The sequence below is a fragment of the Streptomyces sp. H27-H5 genome, assembly GCF_026627505.1.
Lineage (GTDB): Bacteria > Actinomycetota > Actinomycetes > Streptomycetales > Streptomycetaceae > Streptomyces.
This window is the reverse complement of the sequence record NZ_JAPNLK010000052.1, coordinates 1-16,202: the sequence shown is the minus strand read 5'-3', so window position 1 is coordinate 16,202 and position 16,202 is coordinate 1. Positions and strand designations below refer to the sequence as shown.

Sequence of the window (16,202 nt, the reverse complement as noted above, 5' to 3'; positions counted from 1 at the left end):
GGAGGACCGGAAGGGCGGCGGCCCGGGAGGACCCCCGCCTGCCGTCTGCGTCAGAAGCCCTGGGCCAGGCGGTGGTAGGCCTGGTTCCAGCGGATCTCCTTGGTGAACTGGCGGATCGTGGTGTCCGCGTCGATGACCAGCAGCTCGGTGGCGAGGATGTCGGCGAGGTCGCCCAGCTCCTCGGTCCCGATCGCGCTGGACAGCACCGTGTGGTGGGGCGCGCCGGCGGTCAGCCACGCCTCGGTCGAGGTGCGCAGGTTCGGGCGCGGCTGCCAGACGGCGCGCGCGACGGGGAGGTTCGGCAGCGGTTCGAGGGGCTCGACCACGTCGATCTCGTTGGTGACCAGGCGGAACCGGTCGCCCATGTCGGCCAGCCCGACCACGACGGCGGGACCGGTCCGGGCGTCGAAGACGAGGCGGACCGGGTCCTCGCGGCCGCCGATGCCCAAGGGGTGGATCTCACAGGACGGCACGTCCGATGCGACGGTCGGGCAGACCTCCAGCATGTGTGCGCCGAGGATCAACTCCCGCCCCGGCTCCAGGTGGTAGGTGTAATCCTCCATGAAGGAGGTACCGCCGGGCAGCCCGGTCGACATCACCTTGAGCGTGCGCAGCAGGACGGAGGTCTTCCAGTCACCCTCGCCGCCGAATCCGTAGCCGTCGGCCATCAGCCGCTGCACGGCCAGGCCGGGCAGCTGGCGAAGGCCGCCGAGGTCTTCGAAGTTGGTGGTGAAGGCGTGGAAGCCGCCGTCCGCCAAGAAGCCCCGCAGACCCAGTTCGATCCGCGCGGCGTAGCGCAGTGAGTCGTGCCGGTCGCCGTCCGCGCGGAGTTCGGGCGCGAGGCGGTAGGTGTCCTCGTACTCCTTGACCAGTTCGGTCACATCGGCGTCGGCGGCCGCATCGACGGCTTCGACCAGGTCGTTGACGCCGTAGGTGTTGACGGAGACTCCGAAGCGGAGTTGGGCCTCGACCTTGTCGCCCTCGGTCACGGCGACGTCGCGCATGTTGTCGCCGAATCGCGCCAGCTTGAGGCTCTGCAGCTCGGACCGGCCGGCCGCGGCCCGAGCCCAGGAGGCGATCCGGGCGGCGACCGAGGGGTCGCCGACGTGTCCGGCGACCGTCTTGCGGGCGACGCCGAGTCGGGACTGGATGTAGCCGAACTCGCGGTCCCCGTGGGCCGCTTGGTTCAGGTTCATGAAGTCCATGTCGATCGATGCCCAGGGCAGTGCGACGTTGGCCTGGGTGTGCAGGTGGAGCAGCGGCTTGCGCAGCGCGTCCAGGCCCGCGATCCACATCTTCGCCGGGGAGAAGGTGTGCATCCAGGCAATGAGGCCGATGCAGGCATCGTCGGCGTTGGCATCCAGACAGACCCGCCGGATCGCGCCGGCGTCGGTGAGCACGGGCTTCCAGACGATGTTCACCGGTATGCCGGAGTCGCAGTCGCCGAGTGCGTCGGCGATCCGGCGGGACTGCTCGGCGACCTGACGCAAGGTGTCGTCGCCGTACAGCCCTTGGCTGCCGGTCAGGAACCAGACCTCGCGGCCCTCGATTGCCTTCTGTGCCTTCATGGGGCGTGAGTCTCCTTAGCGGTCAGTGGGCTGCTGGCCGTACATGTTCTGGTAGCGGTAATTGAGGCGATTGATGTCGTCCTGCGCTATCGGCAGGGTTTCGCCGAGCTGGCGGGAGATGTGGACGGTGCGGGCGACGTCCTCGCACATCACGGCGGCCTTGACGGCGGCCTTGGCGTCCTTGCCGATGGTGAAGACGCCGTGGCTCTTCATCAGGACGGCCGGTGAGCGGTGGCCCCGGAGGGTCTCGACGATGCCGCGGCCGATGGAGTCGTCGCCGATCAGCGCGAAGGGGCCGACGGGGATCTCGGCGCCGAACTCGTCGGCCATGGCGGTGAGGACGCAGGGCACGGCCTCGCCGCGCGCGGCCCAGGCGCTCGCGTAGGTCGAGTGGGTGTGGACCACTCCGCCGACCTCGGGCATGTGGCGGTAGACGTAGGCGTGCGCGGCGGTGTCCGAGGACGGGGACTGGTCGCCCTCGACGACCTTGCCGTCCAGGTCGCAGAGGATCATGTTCCGGGGCGTCAGCTCGTCGTACGAGATGCCGCTCGGCTTGATCACCAGCAGGTCCTCGCCGGGGACGCGGGCGGAGACGTTGCCGGCCGTCCAGACGACGAGGTCGTAGCGCACCAGCTCCTGGTGGAGGTCGCTGACCTGGCGGCGCAGCAGATCGATCGGGGAACTCATGGTCGGACCTCGCTCTTCTGGGCGGCCGGGGTGGCCTCGGGGTCGGTTCGCGGGGCGGTGAGCGCCGCGTTGCGCAGGGCGCGGAGGCGGTGGAGGAGCTTGTCGGGGCCGGTGCCGAAGTGGTCGTGCAGGGCGCGGTACTCGGCGTGGAGGCAGTCGTACGCGTCGGCGCGCGCGGTGTCCGGCTGGTAGGCGCCGCGCCGTACCCGGCCCATGGCCGCGGCCGCGGTGCGCACGTCCGGGTGCGCGCCGGCGGCGACGGCGGCGTGGATGGCGGAGCCGAGGGCGGGGCCCTGGGCGGACTCGGCGAGGGAGACGGGGCGGCGCAGTACGTCGGCGTAGATCTGCATGAGCAGGGGGTTCTTCTTCAGCCCGCCGGTCACGATGAACTCGGTGACGGGGACGCCGCCCTGCTCCAGGGCGTCGATGATGGTGCGGGTGCCGAAGGCGGTGGCCTCCAGCAGGGCGCGGTAGATCTCCTCGGGGCGGGTGGCGAGGGTGAGGCCGACGATGACGCCGGAGAGGTGGTGGTCGACCAGGGTGGAGCGGTTGCCGTTCATCCAGTCGAGGGCGACCAGGCCGTGGCCGCCGACGGGTTGGTCGGCGATCTTGCGGGACAGCAGTTGGTGCAGGTCCTCGCCGGTGGCTTCGGCCTCTGCGCGGTAGTGGGTCGGCACGCCTTGGCGCAGCCACCAGGCGAAGATGTCGCCGACCGCGCTCTGCCCGGCCTCGTAGCCGTAGGCGCCCTCGACGATGCCGCCGTCGACGACTCCGCAGATTCCGGGGACGTCGGCGAGGGCGGGGCCGTTGACGACGTGGCAGGTGGAGGTGCCCATGATGGCGAGCAGCTGGCCGTTCTCGACGGCCTGGGCGGCAGGGGCCGCGACATGGGCGTCGACGTTGCCGGTGGCGACGGTGATGCCCTCGGGCAGCCCGGTCCAGGCGGCCGCCTCGGCGGTGAGGGAGCCGGCCCGGGATCCCAGCGGCGACAGCGGATGCTCCAGCCGGGTGCGCGCGAAGTCGGCGAAATCGGGGTGCAGGGCGGCGAGGTAGTCCTCGCTGGGGTAGTGGCCGTCCTGGTGGATGCCCTTGTATCCCGCCGTGCAGGTGCTGCGGGTTTCGACGCCTGCGAGCTGCCAGACGATCCAGTCCGCGGCCTCGATCCAGCGCTCGGTGGCGGCGTAGGTGTCCGGGTCCTCCTCGAGTACCTGGAGCGCCTTGGCGTACTGCCATTCGGCGGAGATCTTGCCGCCGTAGCGGGAGATCCACTTCTCGGCGCGCAGGTGGGCGAGGTGGTTGATGCGGTCGGCCTGGCTCTGGGCCGCGTGGTGCTTCCAGAGCTTGGGCCAGGCGTGCGGGCGAACGCCCAGCGCGGTCTCGGCGAGCGGGGTGCCGTCGGCCCGTACGGGGAGGACGGTGCAGGCGGTGAAGTCGGTGGCGATGCCGATGACGGCGGCCGGGTCGATGCCGCTCGCGGCCACTGCGGCGGGGACGGCGGTGCGCAGCACCTCGCGCCAGTCCTCGGGGTGCTGGAGGGCCCAGTCGGGCGGCAGGGGCTGACCGGTGGTGGGGAGTTCACGCTCGATGACGCCGTGCGGGTACACGTGGACGGCGGAGCCGACCTCCTCGCCGTCGCGTACGCGGACCACCACGGCCCGGCCGGAGAGAGTGCCGAAGTCGACACCCACGACATGGCTCTCCGCGGTCTGGGGGGGAGGGGTCACGGTCACTTCACATCCTTCGTACGGAGCCCCGAGCGGGCGCAGCGATGCCGCCGGGGCATCGTCCGGCGATGGTTAGCGCTAACAATTGGCCTGTCAAGGGCGGGCTCGCCTTCAGCCGATCAGACCTTGCGACGGCCGGCGATCAGGCGCTGGAGCAGGATGAAGACGAACAGCAGGCCGCCGACCACGATCCTGGTCCACCACGAGCTGAGCGTGCCCTGGAAGCTGATGACGGTCTGGATCAGGCCCAGCACGAGCACCCCCAGCGCGGTCCCCAGCAGGTATCCGGACCCTCCGGTCAGGAGCGTCCCGCCGATCACCACGGCCGCAATCGCGTCCAGCTCCAGGCCCACCGCGTGGAGCCCGTAGCCGGAGAGCATGTAAAAGGTCAGCAGTACTCCCCCGAGCGCCGAGCAGAAGCCGCTGACGGCGTACACGGCGATCTTCGTCCGCCCGGCAGGGAGCCCCATCAGCCGGGCCGACTGCTCGCTGCCGCCCAGCGCGTACACGTTCCGGCCCAGCCGTGTGTAGTGCAGGACCACGAAGGCGATCACCAGCACACCCAGCGCGATCAGAACACTCGGCGAGACGAACAGGTCGCCGGGCAGGGGGATCCGGGTCTGGGCGAAGGCCGTATAAGCCGGGTCGGTGAGGGAGATCGAGTCGATGCTGATCGTGTAGCAGAGGCCACGGGCCAGGAACATGCCGGCGAGCGTCACGATGAACGGCTGGATCTCGAAGGAGTGGATCACCCATCCCATCGCGAGCCCGGCGCCCGTCCCCACCGCCAGGACCAGCGGGATCACCAGCAACGGCGGCCAGCCGTGCTGTTCCACCAGCCAGGCGGAGATCATCGTCGACAGTGCGACCATCGCGCCGACCGACAGGTCGATCCCTCCGGTCAGCACCACGAAGGTCATCCCGATGGCGACCACCAGCAGGAAGGCGTTGTCGATGAGCAGGTTGAGCAGCACCTGCCCGGAGAAGAATCCGTCGTACTGGACGGATCCGGCACCGAACATCGATATCAGCAGGGCCGATGTGACCAGCAGCGGGATGTACGCGCGGCCACGCGCAGCCGTGATCGCGCTCATGCCCCCACCTCCGTGTTCTCTGTCGTCAGCGGACGCGGCCTCGTGCCGCGCCCGGTCCGGGCCCGTCGGCGCGCGGCCTTGGCCCGGAAGGCGGGTGACTGGATCAGGCAGACCGCGATCACCACGAAGGCTTTGAAGACCAGGGTGGTCTCCGGCGGGATGCCGATGGTGTAGACGGTGGTGGACAGGGTCTGGATGATCAGCGCACCGATCACCGTGCCGCCGAGCGAGAACCGGCCGCCGGTCAGCGCGGTGCCGCCCACCACCACGGCGAGGATGGCGTCCAGCTCGATCCAGAGCCCGGCGTTGTTGCCGTCCGCACTGGAGACGTTCGAGCTGATCATGAGCCCGGCGACCGCGGCGCACAGCGCGCTGAAGACGTACACCAGGCATAGCAGGCCCATCGCCCGGATGCCGACGAGGCGGCTGGCGACCGGGTTGCCGCCGACCGACTCCAGCAGCAGCCCGAGCGCCGTACGCCGGGTCAGCAGCGACGTCAGCAGCACCACCACGACCGCGAGCAGGATCGCGAACGGCATGGTGAGCCAGTAACCGCCGCCGATCAGCTTGTAGGGCTCGCTGGTGACGGTGACGATCTGGCCGTCCGTCACCAGCTGGGCGACACCGCGTCCGGCCACCATCAGGATGAGGGTGGCGATGATCGGCTGGACACCGACCCCCGCCACCAGTACGCCGTTGATCAGCCCCAGGACGAGGGCCACCGCCAGGGCGATGGCGACGGCGCCGAACACCGTGCCCGGGCTTGCCGGGTCGGCCGCGCCGCTGATGTGCAGGCAGGCCAGCGCGCCCGCGATGGCGACGGTGGAGCCGACCGAGAGGTCGATGCCGCTGGTCGCGATGACCAGCGTCATGCCCAGCGCCACCAGGATCAGCGGGGCGCCGAAGTGGAGGATGTCGATCAGGCTCCCGTACAGGTGCCCGTCCTTGACCCGGATCGCGAAGAAGTCCGGAGTGAACAGCACGTTGGCCAGCAGCAGGGCCGCGAGCACGGTGGCGGGCCAGAAGAGGCGGTGCTTGGTCATGACCGGGCTCCGCTCGCGATCGTCGCCATGATGCGCTCGGGAGTGAGCGATCCGTCGTTCGGCAGCTCTGCGACCAGCCGGCGGTCCCGCAGCACGCCCACCCGGTGGCTGAGCCGCAACACTTCCTCCAGCTCGGCCGAGATGAACAGCACCGACATGCCGTCCCGGGCCAGCGAGGCCACCAACTTCTGGATTTCGGCCTTGGCGCCGATGTCGATGCCCCGGGTCGGCTCGTCGAGGATCAACAGCTTGGGGTCGGTGATCAGCCAGCGAGCCAGCAGTACCTTCTGCTGGTTGCCGCCGCTGAGATGGCGCACCAGAGCCTCGGGGTTGTCCGGGCGGATGTCCAGTGACCGGATCCAGCGCAGCGCGATCTCGTCCTGCTTGGAGCGGGAGAGCGGACGCGTCCAGCCGCGGGCCGCCTGCAAGGCGAGGATGATGTTCTCGCGTACCGTCAACTCCGCCACCAGACCCTCGTTCTTGCGGTCCTCCGAGCAGAAGGCGATCCCGTACGAGATCGCGGCGCGCGGCGTGCGCAGCGCGACGGTGGCGTCCTCGATCCGCACCGAGCCCTGGGAACTGCGGTCGGCACCGAACAGCAGGCGGGCCGCCTCCGTACGCCCTGACCCCAACAGCCCTGCAAATCCTACGACTTCACCGGGCTGGATGGTGAGGTCGTACGGCTCGATCGCGCCGGTGCGACCCAGGCCGTCGGCGCTCAGGAACGGCATGGTTCCGGCTTCGGCGGCGGCCTCGTGACGAGTGGTGCCCGACAGCTCCTCCAGGCTCCTCAGTTCGCCGCCGATCATGCGGGCGACCAGTTCGACCTGGCTCAACTCACTGATCGGGTACTCGCCTTCCAGCTTGCCGTTGCGCAGGATGGTCATCCGGTCGCAGATCTCGTATATCTGGTCCAGGAAGTGCGAGACGAACAGGATCGCCACGCCCTGGTCGCGCAACCGGCCTATCACCGCGAATAGTTGCCGCACCTCGTCGCGGTCCAGGCTGGAGGTCGGCTCGTCCAGGATCAGCACCTTGGCCGAGACGTCCACCGCCCGGACGATCGCGACCAGTTGCTGGACCGCGATCGAGTAACTGCCCAGTGGGGCGGTGACGTCGATGTCCAGGTCGAGGTCGGCGACCAGCTCTGCGGCGCGGCGGCGGAGGGCCGACCAGTGGATGAGTCCGAGGCGGCGCGGTTCACGGCCGACGAAGATGTTCTCCGCGACCGACAGGTTCAGGCAGAGGTTGACCTCCTGGTACACCGTGCTGATCCCGGCCTGCTGCGCCTGCAGCGGGCCGGGGATGTGCACGGGCCGGCCGCTCAGCACGACCTCGCCGCCGTCCGACGCGTAGACGCCGGTGAGCACCTTGATCAGCGTGGACTTGCCGGCGCCGTTCTCACCCATCAGGGCGTGCACCTCGCCGGGGAAGAGCCGGAAGTCGACCCCGTCCAGAGCCACCACGCCCGGGAACTCCTTGCGGATCCCGTGTACTTCCAGGACCGGTTGCTGTGCACGGTGCGCAGGCATCCGCCCCCTCCTCTCGTGGTCGCGACCGGGGCCGGCCGGGTCGGATCCGGGTAGCCCCTGGTCACCGGGCCGGTCAGTACTGGCGGGTCGGCAGGGCGGCCGCGGCCTGGTCCTGGGTGAAGACACCCTCTTCGGTCTTGATCCGGCGCGGCACCTGTTCGCCGGCCTTGACCTTCTTGATCAGGTCCATCAGCTGGTCGCCCAGGAGGGGGTTGCACTCGACGAGGACGTTGATCTTGCCCTGGCTCATCGCGGTGAAGGCGTCCTTGACACCGTCGACCGAGATGATCTTGATGTCGGTACCGGGCTTCTTGCCGGCTTCCTCGATGGCCTGGATGGCGCCGAGTGCCATGTCGTCGTTGTGTGCGTAGAGCACGTCGATCTTCGGCTGGGACTTCAGGAAGGCCTGCATGACCTCCTTGCCCTTGGCGCGTGTGAAGTCACCGGTCTGGGAGGCCGTGATCTTGAGTTTGGGGTCCGTCTTGATGACGTCGGCGAAGCCCGATTTGCGGTCGTTGGCCGGGGCGGAGCCGGTGGTGCCCTGCAACTCCACGATGTTCACCGGGGCGGTCTTGCCCTGGTACTCCTTCACCAGCCAGTCGCCGGCCTTCTTGCCCTCCTCGACGAAGTCCGAACCGAGGAAGGTGGCATAGAGCGACTCATCCTTGGAGTCCACCGCGCGGTCCGTCAGAACGACCGGGATGTGGGCGGCCTTGGCCTCCTTGAGCACGGTGTCCCAGCCCGATTCGACCACCGGCGAGAAGGCGATGACGTCCACCTTCTGCTGGATGAACGAGCGGATGGCCTTGATCTGGTTCTCCTGCTTCTGCTGGGCGTCGGAGAACTTCAGCGTGATCCCGGCCTTCTTGGCCGCATCCTGGACGGACTTGGTGTTGGCCGTGCGCCACCCGCTCTCCGCGCCGACCTGGGAGAAGCCCACGGTGAGCCGACCTCCGGAGTCCTTGCCGTCGGCCGAGCCACCACCGGTGCCGCCGCCGGAACCGCAAGCGGACAGAACGGCGACCATCGTGCCGGCGGCCAGGGCCGCCGCAGCTCTCTTGGACATCGTGGGATTCCTCTCGAGTGGGGAGGCCGCTCCCGGCGCCGACGGATCGACCGCGGGCAGATCGACCGGGCAGGCCGACCGGCGCGGGAGGCGGTGGAAACACCGTCGGGGGCGATAGGCGCCCGGTGCGGCGTTGGTGCAGGCGGCGGTGCGGTCCGCGCCGTCCATGTGAACGGGATGTAGCGGTGCCATTTCGCTTGAGTGAGATTGTTAACGCTCACAATTCCATGGGCAAGGGGGCCACCATGCCGTTACCCAATCTTGACCAGGCCGTCCGCGCGCTGCCGGCTATCGACGCGCCACCGGGCCGGCACTGCGCCGCAGCACCATCTCCGGCGAGATCAGCACGTGGCTGCGGGCGTGGCCGACGCCGGTCAGCTCCTCCACCAGCAGCTCAAGAGCGCGGCGTCCCAGCTCGCCGAAGTCCTGACGCACGGTGGTCAGCGGCGGGGCGAAGTACGCGGCTTCGGGAATGTCATCGAACCCGACCACGCTGATGTCCCCCGGAATCGCCCGTCCCGCCTCATGGAACGCGCGGAGCAGGCCGAGGGCCATGTGGTCGTTGGCGCAGAAGACCGCCGTGACCAGAGGATCCTCGGCGATCCGTAGTCCGGCCTCGTACCCGGACCTCGCGCTCCAGTCGCCGCTCTGTACCGGTGGCACCTCGGCGCCGCCGGCCTCGAGGGCCTTGCGCCAGCCGTCCTGTCGGGTCTTGGTCTCCAGCCAGCCGGACGGGCCGGCGACGTGGTGGACCGTGGCGTGCCCGAGGTCGAGCAGGTGTCGGGTGGCTGCCATCGCGCCCGACTCGTTGTCGACGGCGACCATCGGCACTCGGGACTGGCTGCCCGACCCGACCGCGACCACCGGCACCGCGCTGGACAGCTTCGCCACCGCGCTCACCGCCGAGATCTGCGGCGCGATGACGACGATGCCCTCCACGCCCTGGTCGCGGAGCCGGTCCCCCGCCTCCTGTACAGAGCGGCTGTCGAGCGAACGCAGGCTCGCGACGCTGACGAAGTACCCCGCACTGCGCGCGGCCTGCTCGATCCCGTCCAGCATCGAGGCGGGCCCGTAGAGTGCGCTGCCGAAACTGACCACCCCCAGGGTCTGGGAGCGGCGGGTGACCAGCGCGCGGGCTGCCGAGTTGGGGCGGTAGTCCAGCTCCCTGATGGCGGCGAGCACCCGGTCCCGGGTGTCGGGCCGGACGTGCGGTGCACCGTTCAGCACCCGGGACACGGTCTGGTGGGACACGCCGGCGACCCGCGCCACATCCGCCATCACAGGCTGGCGGGACTCCGGCTCGGTGCTTGCAGTTCCCACTCAAGGCCCCCTCATCCGGTCGTACCAGTGCGGATCACAGCCGCTCAGTGCCTACGAGTGACGGCGCTCGGCGGTTGGACCGCTGTCGGGATCCGGCCGATGGCGCAGGGCTTCGCAGACACGACGACTGTCTCATGAGTGCTCGCGAGAGTGTATTTGTTCGCGATCACATGACCTGTCGCAGCCTGCGAGGTCCGCGCAACTCGTCCTCGCCTCTCCCACGTCCCCGGCCAGGGCCCCGGCCCGCGTCGCATCGTCGCCGCGCTCTCCGACCCCGCCTTCGCCTCCCGCTGCACCTCAAGAGGTCCCGTGGTGACACCGACGAGACCTCCTGCAGCGACCAGCAGTTCGTTCTCGGCGACTCCGGCAAGACCGCCCTGCTCGATCTGCGAGCCGCCACCGGGCGGCCCTCACGCAGCCTCCCCCAGGAGACCTGGCAGTCCCTCCTCCGCCGCCGTTGTGCTGGGGGGGGTGAGATCGTGAGTCGTCAAGGCCCGGGTCTCGATAGGGGTGACGTTGTACTCGGTCTCGATTCGTCCCAGTACAACGTGCGCCGGTGGTCACCCCGCCGATCAGCGGAATCGCCCCCGCCGACAGGCGGAAATTCATCGCCGTGGGTGTGGTCCGTTACAGGCAACGCCCACTCCAGCCACCCAGGGCAGTCACACGATGGCTTTGGGTGATTGCCGTCGTGTCTCCGGGACCTTTCTGGGTGCGGAGTGTGACGGGGCGGCCGAACGTGCCTGGGTGGGGGTCTCAGTCGGGCCATACGGGGGCCTGCAGTTCGACCAAGAAGATGGGTCAACGGAGAGTGCCTGCGCAGCAACAGTCCGGCACGGCCGCGGGGGTCCTCTCGTCGAAGTGGTTGATCCAGGTGCGAGTGCGGCGAGAGCCATCAAGCCCGCGTCGACGGCCCCAGGCGGCAGGAGCCGCCACAGCGCCGTGCCCGTGCCCACCCGGTCGCCCCCCCACACACACATCCCACCGCACCCGAAGCCTGCCTCTCCGGGCGCCGAGCGCGCCAAGATCCGGACCGTTTCCGGCCCAGCCATCGTGTTCACCGCGGCCTGGTCCCGATTCTTTCGCCGCGGGCCGCTGGACCTGCTCAACGGCGCCCCACGCTGGCGAAGTTCCTCCGATGAGGTCTCAGCCTTCGCCCAGCCTGCCGTCGGAAACCGCCGCGCACGTCGGCTGACTTACTGAGCGGACGGCGACAGCCCTCCCCCCTCCCCGATCTGACGCTGGAACGATGCGGTCTCAGTGGCCCGGGACCGGACTTTCGGCGGGCGGCAACCTTTTCCGGAGCGGCGGCAACTGACGGGCAAACCAGAAGGCGATCACACCCACAGGTCGCCCGATCCCCCGCCGCATGCCGCCGCGCACCGCTGACCTGAGCGCTTGTACGGGGCAGGGCCGAAGAAGGAGTAGCCCCCATGAACGAGACGGATCCCACGGCGGACGGCCGCAGCCGGCGCAAGGCCGCGGCCGGTGGCGAGCGGCGTACGCGAGGGCGCCACCGCCGGCGCGGGATAACGATCGGCCTGATGCTGGGCGTGCCTGGAGTCCTCGGCCCCTACCTGCTGTTCGTGCAGGCCGATTCGAACGCCGCGACGGTGGATGCCGACGCCTACTACACGCTGGCGTCCGTCCGCAGCGACAAGGTGCTCGACGTGCCGGGGGCGGACACGTCGGACGGCGTATGGATACGGCAGGCGAGCCGCATGGCAGGTGCCGCGAGTCAGCAGTGGCGGCTGAGGCAGGCGGGGGACGGCTACTACGAGCTGGAGAACCGCAGCAGCCACAAGGTCCTCGGAGTGCGCGGCGCTTCCACGGGGTCGGCCGCCGCCGTCGAGCAGCAGACCGACCGCGGTTCCGCCGCGCAGCAGTGGAAGATGCAGGACGTGGGCGGTGGGGCGGTGAAGTTCGTTTCCCGGAGCAGCGGCATGGTCCTGGACGTGTGGGGCGGCTCCAGCAACGAGGGTGTGCCGCTCATCCAGTACGCCGACCGAGGCAGCACCAACCAGCAGTGGCGGCTGGTGAAGGCCGTCGGCTCGGGCGGGTACACCTGGCACAACGCGCAGATCGTCGGTGGCGGTTTCGTCACCGGGCTGGTCTTCAACCCCGCCCGTAAGGACCTGCTGTACGCCCGGACCGACATCGGCGGCGCGTACCGCTGGGACGCGACCGCCGCCCAATGGACCTCGTTGACCGACTGGATCGGTGGATCCGACTGGAACCTGCTCGGGATCGAGAGCCTGGCGACCGACCCGGTCGACCCGAATCGCCTGTACCTCGCGAGCGGCACCTACACCAACGACTGGGCGGGCAACGGCGCGATCCTCCGCTCCACCGACCAGGGCAAGACGTTCCAGCGCACCGACCTGCCGTTCAAACTGGGCGGCAACGAGGACGGCCGGTCCATGGGCGAGCGCCTGACGGTGGACCCCGCCAACCACGGCACGCTCTACCTGGGCACCCGCAAGAACGGGCTCTGGCGCAGCACCGACTACGGCGTGACCTGGAGCCAGGTCACCGCCTTCCCCGTCAAGGACGGTGCGAGCAGCGGAGTCGGCCTGTCCTTCGTGTCCTTCGGCCCGGCCGGCAGCCGGACGATCTACGTCGGGGTGGCCGACAAGACCACCTCGCTGTACCGCTCCACCGACGGCGGCAGCAGCTGGCAGGCCGTGGCCGGCCAGCCCACAGGGCAGCTGCCGCAGCACGGTGTGCTGTCCGGCGACGGCTCGCTGTATCTCACGTACACCAACGCCCCGGGCCCGAACGGGGTGACGGCCGGTTCGGTGTGGAAGTACACCCCGGCCGCCGGGGCCTGGAAGAACATTTCGCCGTCCAGTGGTAGTTACGGCTTCGCCGGGTTGGCCGTCGATCCGCAGCGTCCGTCCACGGTGATGGTTACCACGCTGGACCGCTGGTGGCCCTCGGACGAGGTGTACCGGTCGACCGACGGCGGCGCCTCCTGGAAGGCACTCGGAGCGACCTCGGTGCGGGACAACTCCGCGGCGCCGTACGTGGGCACGGGCATCGGGCACTGGATGGGCGCGTTGGCCATCAACCCCTTCGACTCCGGGCACGTGCTGTACGGCACCGGGTCGGGGATATGGGGCAGCAACGACGTGACCGCGGCGGACAAGGGGGGTGCCACGCACTGGACGGTCCCGGCCAAGGGGCTGGAGGAGACCGCGGTCCTCGGGCTGATCAAGCCCCCGGGCCTCCCGCTGATCAGTGCGCTCGGCGATGTCAGCGGATTCCGGCACGAGGACCTGACCAAGGTGCCCGCCAAAGCGCTCTCCGGGCCGCTGTTCTCCAACACCACCGGCATCGACTTCGCCCAGGCGAAGCCGGGGTTCGTGGTCCGGGTCGGTCTCGGTGGCGAGCAGCACGGCGCCTATTCGACCGATGGCGGGGCCGGCTGGACGCCGTTCGCCGGGGAACCCGTGCGCGGAGCGGGCGGCGGGGTCGTGGCGGTCTCGGCGGATGGCGCCGTCGTCGTCTGGACCCCCGCGGGCCAGCGACCTTTCCGCTCTACCGACCGCGGTTCGACCTGGACAGCCGCCTCCGGTCTGCCCACGGACACGGCCGTGGTGGCCGACCGTTCCGCGGCGAACACCTTTTACGCCCTCAAGGGCGGCACTCTGCACGCCAGCACCGATGGCGGCAAGAGCTTCACCGCCCGGGCCACCGGCCTGGGTGACGGCCAGCTCAAAGCGACCCCGGGCGTCGCCGGTGACCTGTGGATCACGGGCGGAAGCAACGGACTACTGCACTCCACCAATGGCGGGGCGAGCTTCAACAAGCTCGCCGGCGTGCAGCAGGCGCACGGCGTCGGCTTCGGCAAGCCTGCCCCGGGCGCCACCTACCAGGCCCTCTACCTCAGCGGGACGCTGAAGGGCGTCACCGGGGTGTTCCGCTCCATCGACGGCGGTTCGACCTGGGTCCGAATCAACGACGACCAGCACCGGTTCGGCGGGAGTGTCATCTCCGTCATCATCGGCGACCCGGACGTGTACGGCCGGGTCTACCTGGGCGGCTACGGCCGTGGCGTGGTGTACGGCGACATGTCCTGATCGCCTCGGGCCGGGGCGGGCGGCCGTGCGCGGCGCCCGCCCCGGTCTCGGCGATATCGGCACCGGACCGGACCGGACCGGACCGGACCGGACCGGACCGGACCGGAGCGGCAACCTTTTCGCCTTCGGCGGCCACTGAGAAGTGCGACGTCGACTCGATCTACCGAACGGATGGGCATGAGGACAACGAAACACGGTGCTCCGCGGCCGCGGCGCAGACGCGGGGCGGCCGTCGGCATTCCGTTGGCGGTGATGGCCGTCGGTGCGCTGGCCTGCCTGGCCCTCACGCTCCTCCCCGGGAGCCGGTCCGGTGCCGGGCTTCCCGCCGACGCATCCGTAGCGGCTGCCCCAACGAACGCACCGTCCAGTTCCGGGTCGTCGCCAGCAGTGGTCGGCGCCGCGACCGCATCGACGCAACCGACGGTCACGAGCCCGCCCCCGCCGTCAGCCGCCAGTGTCCCGACGCCCTCGGCCTCCAGGCCGGCACGCACGGAGTCGGCAGCCTCTTCGTCGGGACGGATCAAGCCCTCGGTCAGCTACCGGGGAGTCGCGACGTCCTATGCCGCGGGTGACGGCAATGGTGCCTGCCTGTACGGACCGTCCGGTGATCTCATGATCGCGGCGATGAACCACACCGACTACGAGTCGGCCAAGGCGTGCGGGGCGTACGTGCTGGTCCGCGCCGCCAACGGGAACTCCATCACGGTGCGGATCGTCAACGAGTGCCCCCTGCCCTGCGGACCCGGGCAACTCGACCTCAGCCAACAGGCCTTCGCCAAACTCGCGAACCCCTCACTCGGCCGGATCCCGGTCACCTGGACGCTGCTGAGCCCCGCCGCGCCCGACAACCTCTCCATCCGGTACAAGACCGGGTCCAGCCGCTCCTGGTGCGGCGTCCAGGTGGTCGGGCACCGGAACCCGGTGGCGGTGCTCGAGCTCCGGACCGCCACCGGCTGGCGGAAGCTGCCCCGCACCGACTACAACTACTTCCTCTCCGCCGACGGCAGCGGATGCGGCGGAGCGATCAGGGTCACCGACCTCTACGGAGAACAACTGACCGTCGAGGGGATCGCACTGAAACCGGACGTCTCGCAACAGACCCGCGTCCAGTTCGCCCGGCATTGACCGTGCCGTCCACCCACCGTCACAGATCTGCCCCCGCGGTCGGCCACTGTCCGGCCGCGGTGACGGGCACTGTTACGCTCGAGCCGATTGTTAACGCGCACATAGCAGGGAGAGGGCGACCGAGGGAGATGCTCCTTCATGACGCGTCCGCGGAGTTTCACGACTTCTTCGAACGCCACTACGCCGAACTGGCCCGTCTCGCCCATCTCCTGACAGGCGAGACGGACGCGGCCGACGACCTTGCCGCGGACGCCCTGGTCGCCCTGTGGCAGCGCTGGGACCGGCTTCGCAAGGCTGACCACCCGCTCGCCTACGCTCGCGGCGTTGTCGCCAACATGGCGCGGGAACGGATCCGCAGTGCGGTGCGCGAGCGGCGCCGGATCGCGCTGTTCTGGTCCCGCAGCCCGGAGCAGGTGGCGGGGCCGGACGTGGCGGCCGTGCTGGACGTACGTACGGCGCTCGCCCGGCTGCCGTTCCGCAAGCGGTCGTGCGTGGTGCTGCGCCACGCCTTCGACCTGTCGGAGCAGGACACCGCGGCGGTTCTGGGCATATCGGTCGGTACGGTCAAGAGCCAGACCTCGAAGGGAATGGCCGAGTTGGAACGGATACTTGGCACACGAGCGGTCGGCGACCTGGTGGCGGGGAGGAGGAACCGGTGAACGAGGACATCACCCGTCGGCTGCGCGACGCCGCCGAGGCCCACCAGCCCGATCGCGCCCGGATGCTGGCCCGCCTGGAACGCGGCGCGGCCGACGGCACCGTCCGTCACCGCACACCGTCCATCGCGAGATCCTGGCCCAAGGCCGCCCTCGCAGGCCTCGCCATCACCGCCACCCTGGCCACGGGTGGTCTCGCGGTCGCGGGCATCGTCCGGACTCCGCCACCGTCGGACAGCGCCACCACCCCCGCGACCCCGTCCCCGACGTTTCCTTCCCGTCCGACGCCGTCGGCTCCCCCCACC

At 69.9% G+C, this 16,202-nt stretch carries 11 protein-coding genes and 1 pseudogene; 4 read left to right on the top strand and 8 right to left on the bottom strand.

Going from position 1 to position 16,202, the window contains the following annotated elements:
- Nucleotides 1-50: 50 nt before the first annotated feature.
- From araA to OTB19_RS24820, 8 genes are all read right to left on the bottom strand, one after another.
- Nucleotides 51-1,568, bottom strand: coding sequence for an L-arabinose isomerase (gene araA / locus OTB19_RS24855; RefSeq protein WP_267800613.1), 1,518 nt, complete (start codon nucleotides 1,566-1,568; stop codon nucleotides 51-53).
- 15 nt (nucleotides 1,569-1,583) lie between these two features.
- The gene (locus tag OTB19_RS24850; RefSeq protein WP_267800612.1) at nucleotides 1,584-2,255 is read right to left on the bottom strand and encodes an L-ribulose-5-phosphate 4-epimerase; all 672 of its coding nucleotides are present in this window, start codon (nucleotides 2,253-2,255) and stop codon (nucleotides 1,584-1,586) included.
- Nucleotides 2,252-3,985, bottom strand: coding sequence for a ribulokinase (locus tag OTB19_RS24845; RefSeq protein WP_420716902.1), 1,734 nt, complete (start codon nucleotides 3,983-3,985; stop codon nucleotides 2,252-2,254). The genes OTB19_RS24850 and OTB19_RS24845 overlap by 4 nt, the downstream gene beginning before the upstream one ends.
- A 113-nt stretch (nucleotides 3,986-4,098) precedes the next feature.
- Complete coding sequence (yjfF, locus tag OTB19_RS24840; RefSeq protein WP_267800610.1) at nucleotides 4,099-5,073, bottom strand: galactofuranose ABC transporter, permease protein YjfF; 975 nt, start codon at nucleotides 5,071-5,073, stop codon at nucleotides 4,099-4,101.
- A complete protein-coding gene (locus tag OTB19_RS24835; protein ID WP_267800609.1) occupies nucleotides 5,070-6,116 on the bottom strand; it encodes an ABC transporter permease in 1,047 nt (348 codons plus the stop codon). Before OTB19_RS24835 ends, yjfF begins: the two co-directional genes overlap by 4 nt.
- Nucleotides 6,113-7,648: a sugar ABC transporter ATP-binding protein gene (locus OTB19_RS24830; protein ID WP_267800608.1), complete on the bottom strand. Its 1,536-nt coding sequence runs from the start codon at nucleotides 7,646-7,648 to the stop codon at nucleotides 6,113-6,115. The genes OTB19_RS24835 and OTB19_RS24830 overlap by 4 nt, the downstream gene beginning before the upstream one ends.
- Nucleotides 7,649-7,721: 73 nt before the next feature.
- Nucleotides 7,722-8,714, bottom strand: a complete 993-nt coding sequence (locus OTB19_RS24825) for an ABC transporter substrate-binding protein (protein ID WP_267800607.1) — start codon at nucleotides 8,712-8,714, stop codon at nucleotides 7,722-7,724.
- A gap of 288 nt (nucleotides 8,715-9,002) precedes the next feature.
- The gene (locus OTB19_RS24820; RefSeq protein ID WP_267800662.1) at nucleotides 9,003-9,992 is read right to left on the bottom strand and encodes a LacI family DNA-binding transcriptional regulator; all 990 of its coding nucleotides are present in this window, start codon (nucleotides 9,990-9,992) and stop codon (nucleotides 9,003-9,005) included.
- 1,475 nt (nucleotides 9,993-11,467) lie between these two features.
- Between OTB19_RS24820 and OTB19_RS24815 the strand changes: the two genes are divergently transcribed.
- From OTB19_RS24815 to OTB19_RS24800, 4 genes and pseudogenes are all read left to right on the top strand, one after another.
- A complete protein-coding gene (locus tag OTB19_RS24815; protein WP_267800606.1) occupies nucleotides 11,468-14,116 on the top strand; it encodes an RICIN domain-containing protein in 2,649 nt (882 codons plus the stop codon).
- A 171-nt stretch (nucleotides 14,117-14,287) separates the two neighbouring features.
- Complete coding sequence (locus tag OTB19_RS24810; protein WP_324289568.1) at nucleotides 14,288-15,241, top strand: expansin EXLX1 family cellulose-binding protein; 954 nt, start codon at nucleotides 14,288-14,290, stop codon at nucleotides 15,239-15,241.
- Between the two features lie 128 nt (nucleotides 15,242-15,369).
- Entirely contained in the window at nucleotides 15,370-15,900 is a 531-nt protein-coding gene (locus OTB19_RS24805; RefSeq protein WP_267800604.1) for a SigE family RNA polymerase sigma factor, read from the top strand.
- Nucleotides 15,897-16,202, top strand: a pseudogene (locus OTB19_RS24800) (hypothetical protein); the annotation flags it as partial. The gene OTB19_RS24805 and the pseudogene OTB19_RS24800, both read left to right, overlap by 4 nt.

What these genes read in the sequence shown, in the direction of transcription:
- araA (WP_267800613.1), bottom strand. Translation starts at nt 1,568, where the DNA reads ATGAAGGCACAGAAGGCAATCGAGGGCCGCGAGGTCTGGTTCCTGACC.
- OTB19_RS24850 (WP_267800612.1), bottom strand. Translation starts at nt 2,255, where the DNA reads ATGAGTTCCCCGATCGATCTGCTGCGCCGCCAGGTCAGCGACCTCCAC.
- yjfF (WP_267800610.1), bottom strand. Translation starts at nt 5,073, where the DNA reads ATGAGCGCGATCACGGCTGCGCGTGGCCGCGCGTACATCCCGCTGCTG.
- OTB19_RS24835 (WP_267800609.1), bottom strand. Translation starts at nt 6,116, where the DNA reads ATGACCAAGCACCGCCTCTTCTGGCCCGCCACCGTGCTCGCGGCCCTG.
- OTB19_RS24830 (WP_267800608.1), bottom strand. Translation starts at nt 7,648, where the DNA reads ATGCCTGCGCACCGTGCACAGCAACCGGTCCTGGAAGTACACGGGATC.
- OTB19_RS24825 (WP_267800607.1), bottom strand. Translation starts at nt 8,714, where the DNA reads ATGTCCAAGAGAGCTGCGGCGGCCCTGGCCGCCGGCACGATGGTCGCC.
- OTB19_RS24820 (WP_267800662.1), bottom strand. Translation starts at nt 9,992, where the DNA reads ATGGCGGATGTGGCGCGGGTCGCCGGCGTGTCCCACCAGACCGTGTCC.
- OTB19_RS24815 (WP_267800606.1), top strand. Translation starts at nt 11,468, where the DNA reads ATGAACGAGACGGATCCCACGGCGGACGGCCGCAGCCGGCGCAAGGCC.
- OTB19_RS24810 (WP_324289568.1), top strand. Translation starts at nt 14,288, where the DNA reads ATGGGCATGAGGACAACGAAACACGGTGCTCCGCGGCCGCGGCGCAGA.
- OTB19_RS24805 (WP_267800604.1), top strand. Translation starts at nt 15,370, where the DNA reads ATGCTCCTTCATGACGCGTCCGCGGAGTTTCACGACTTCTTCGAACGC.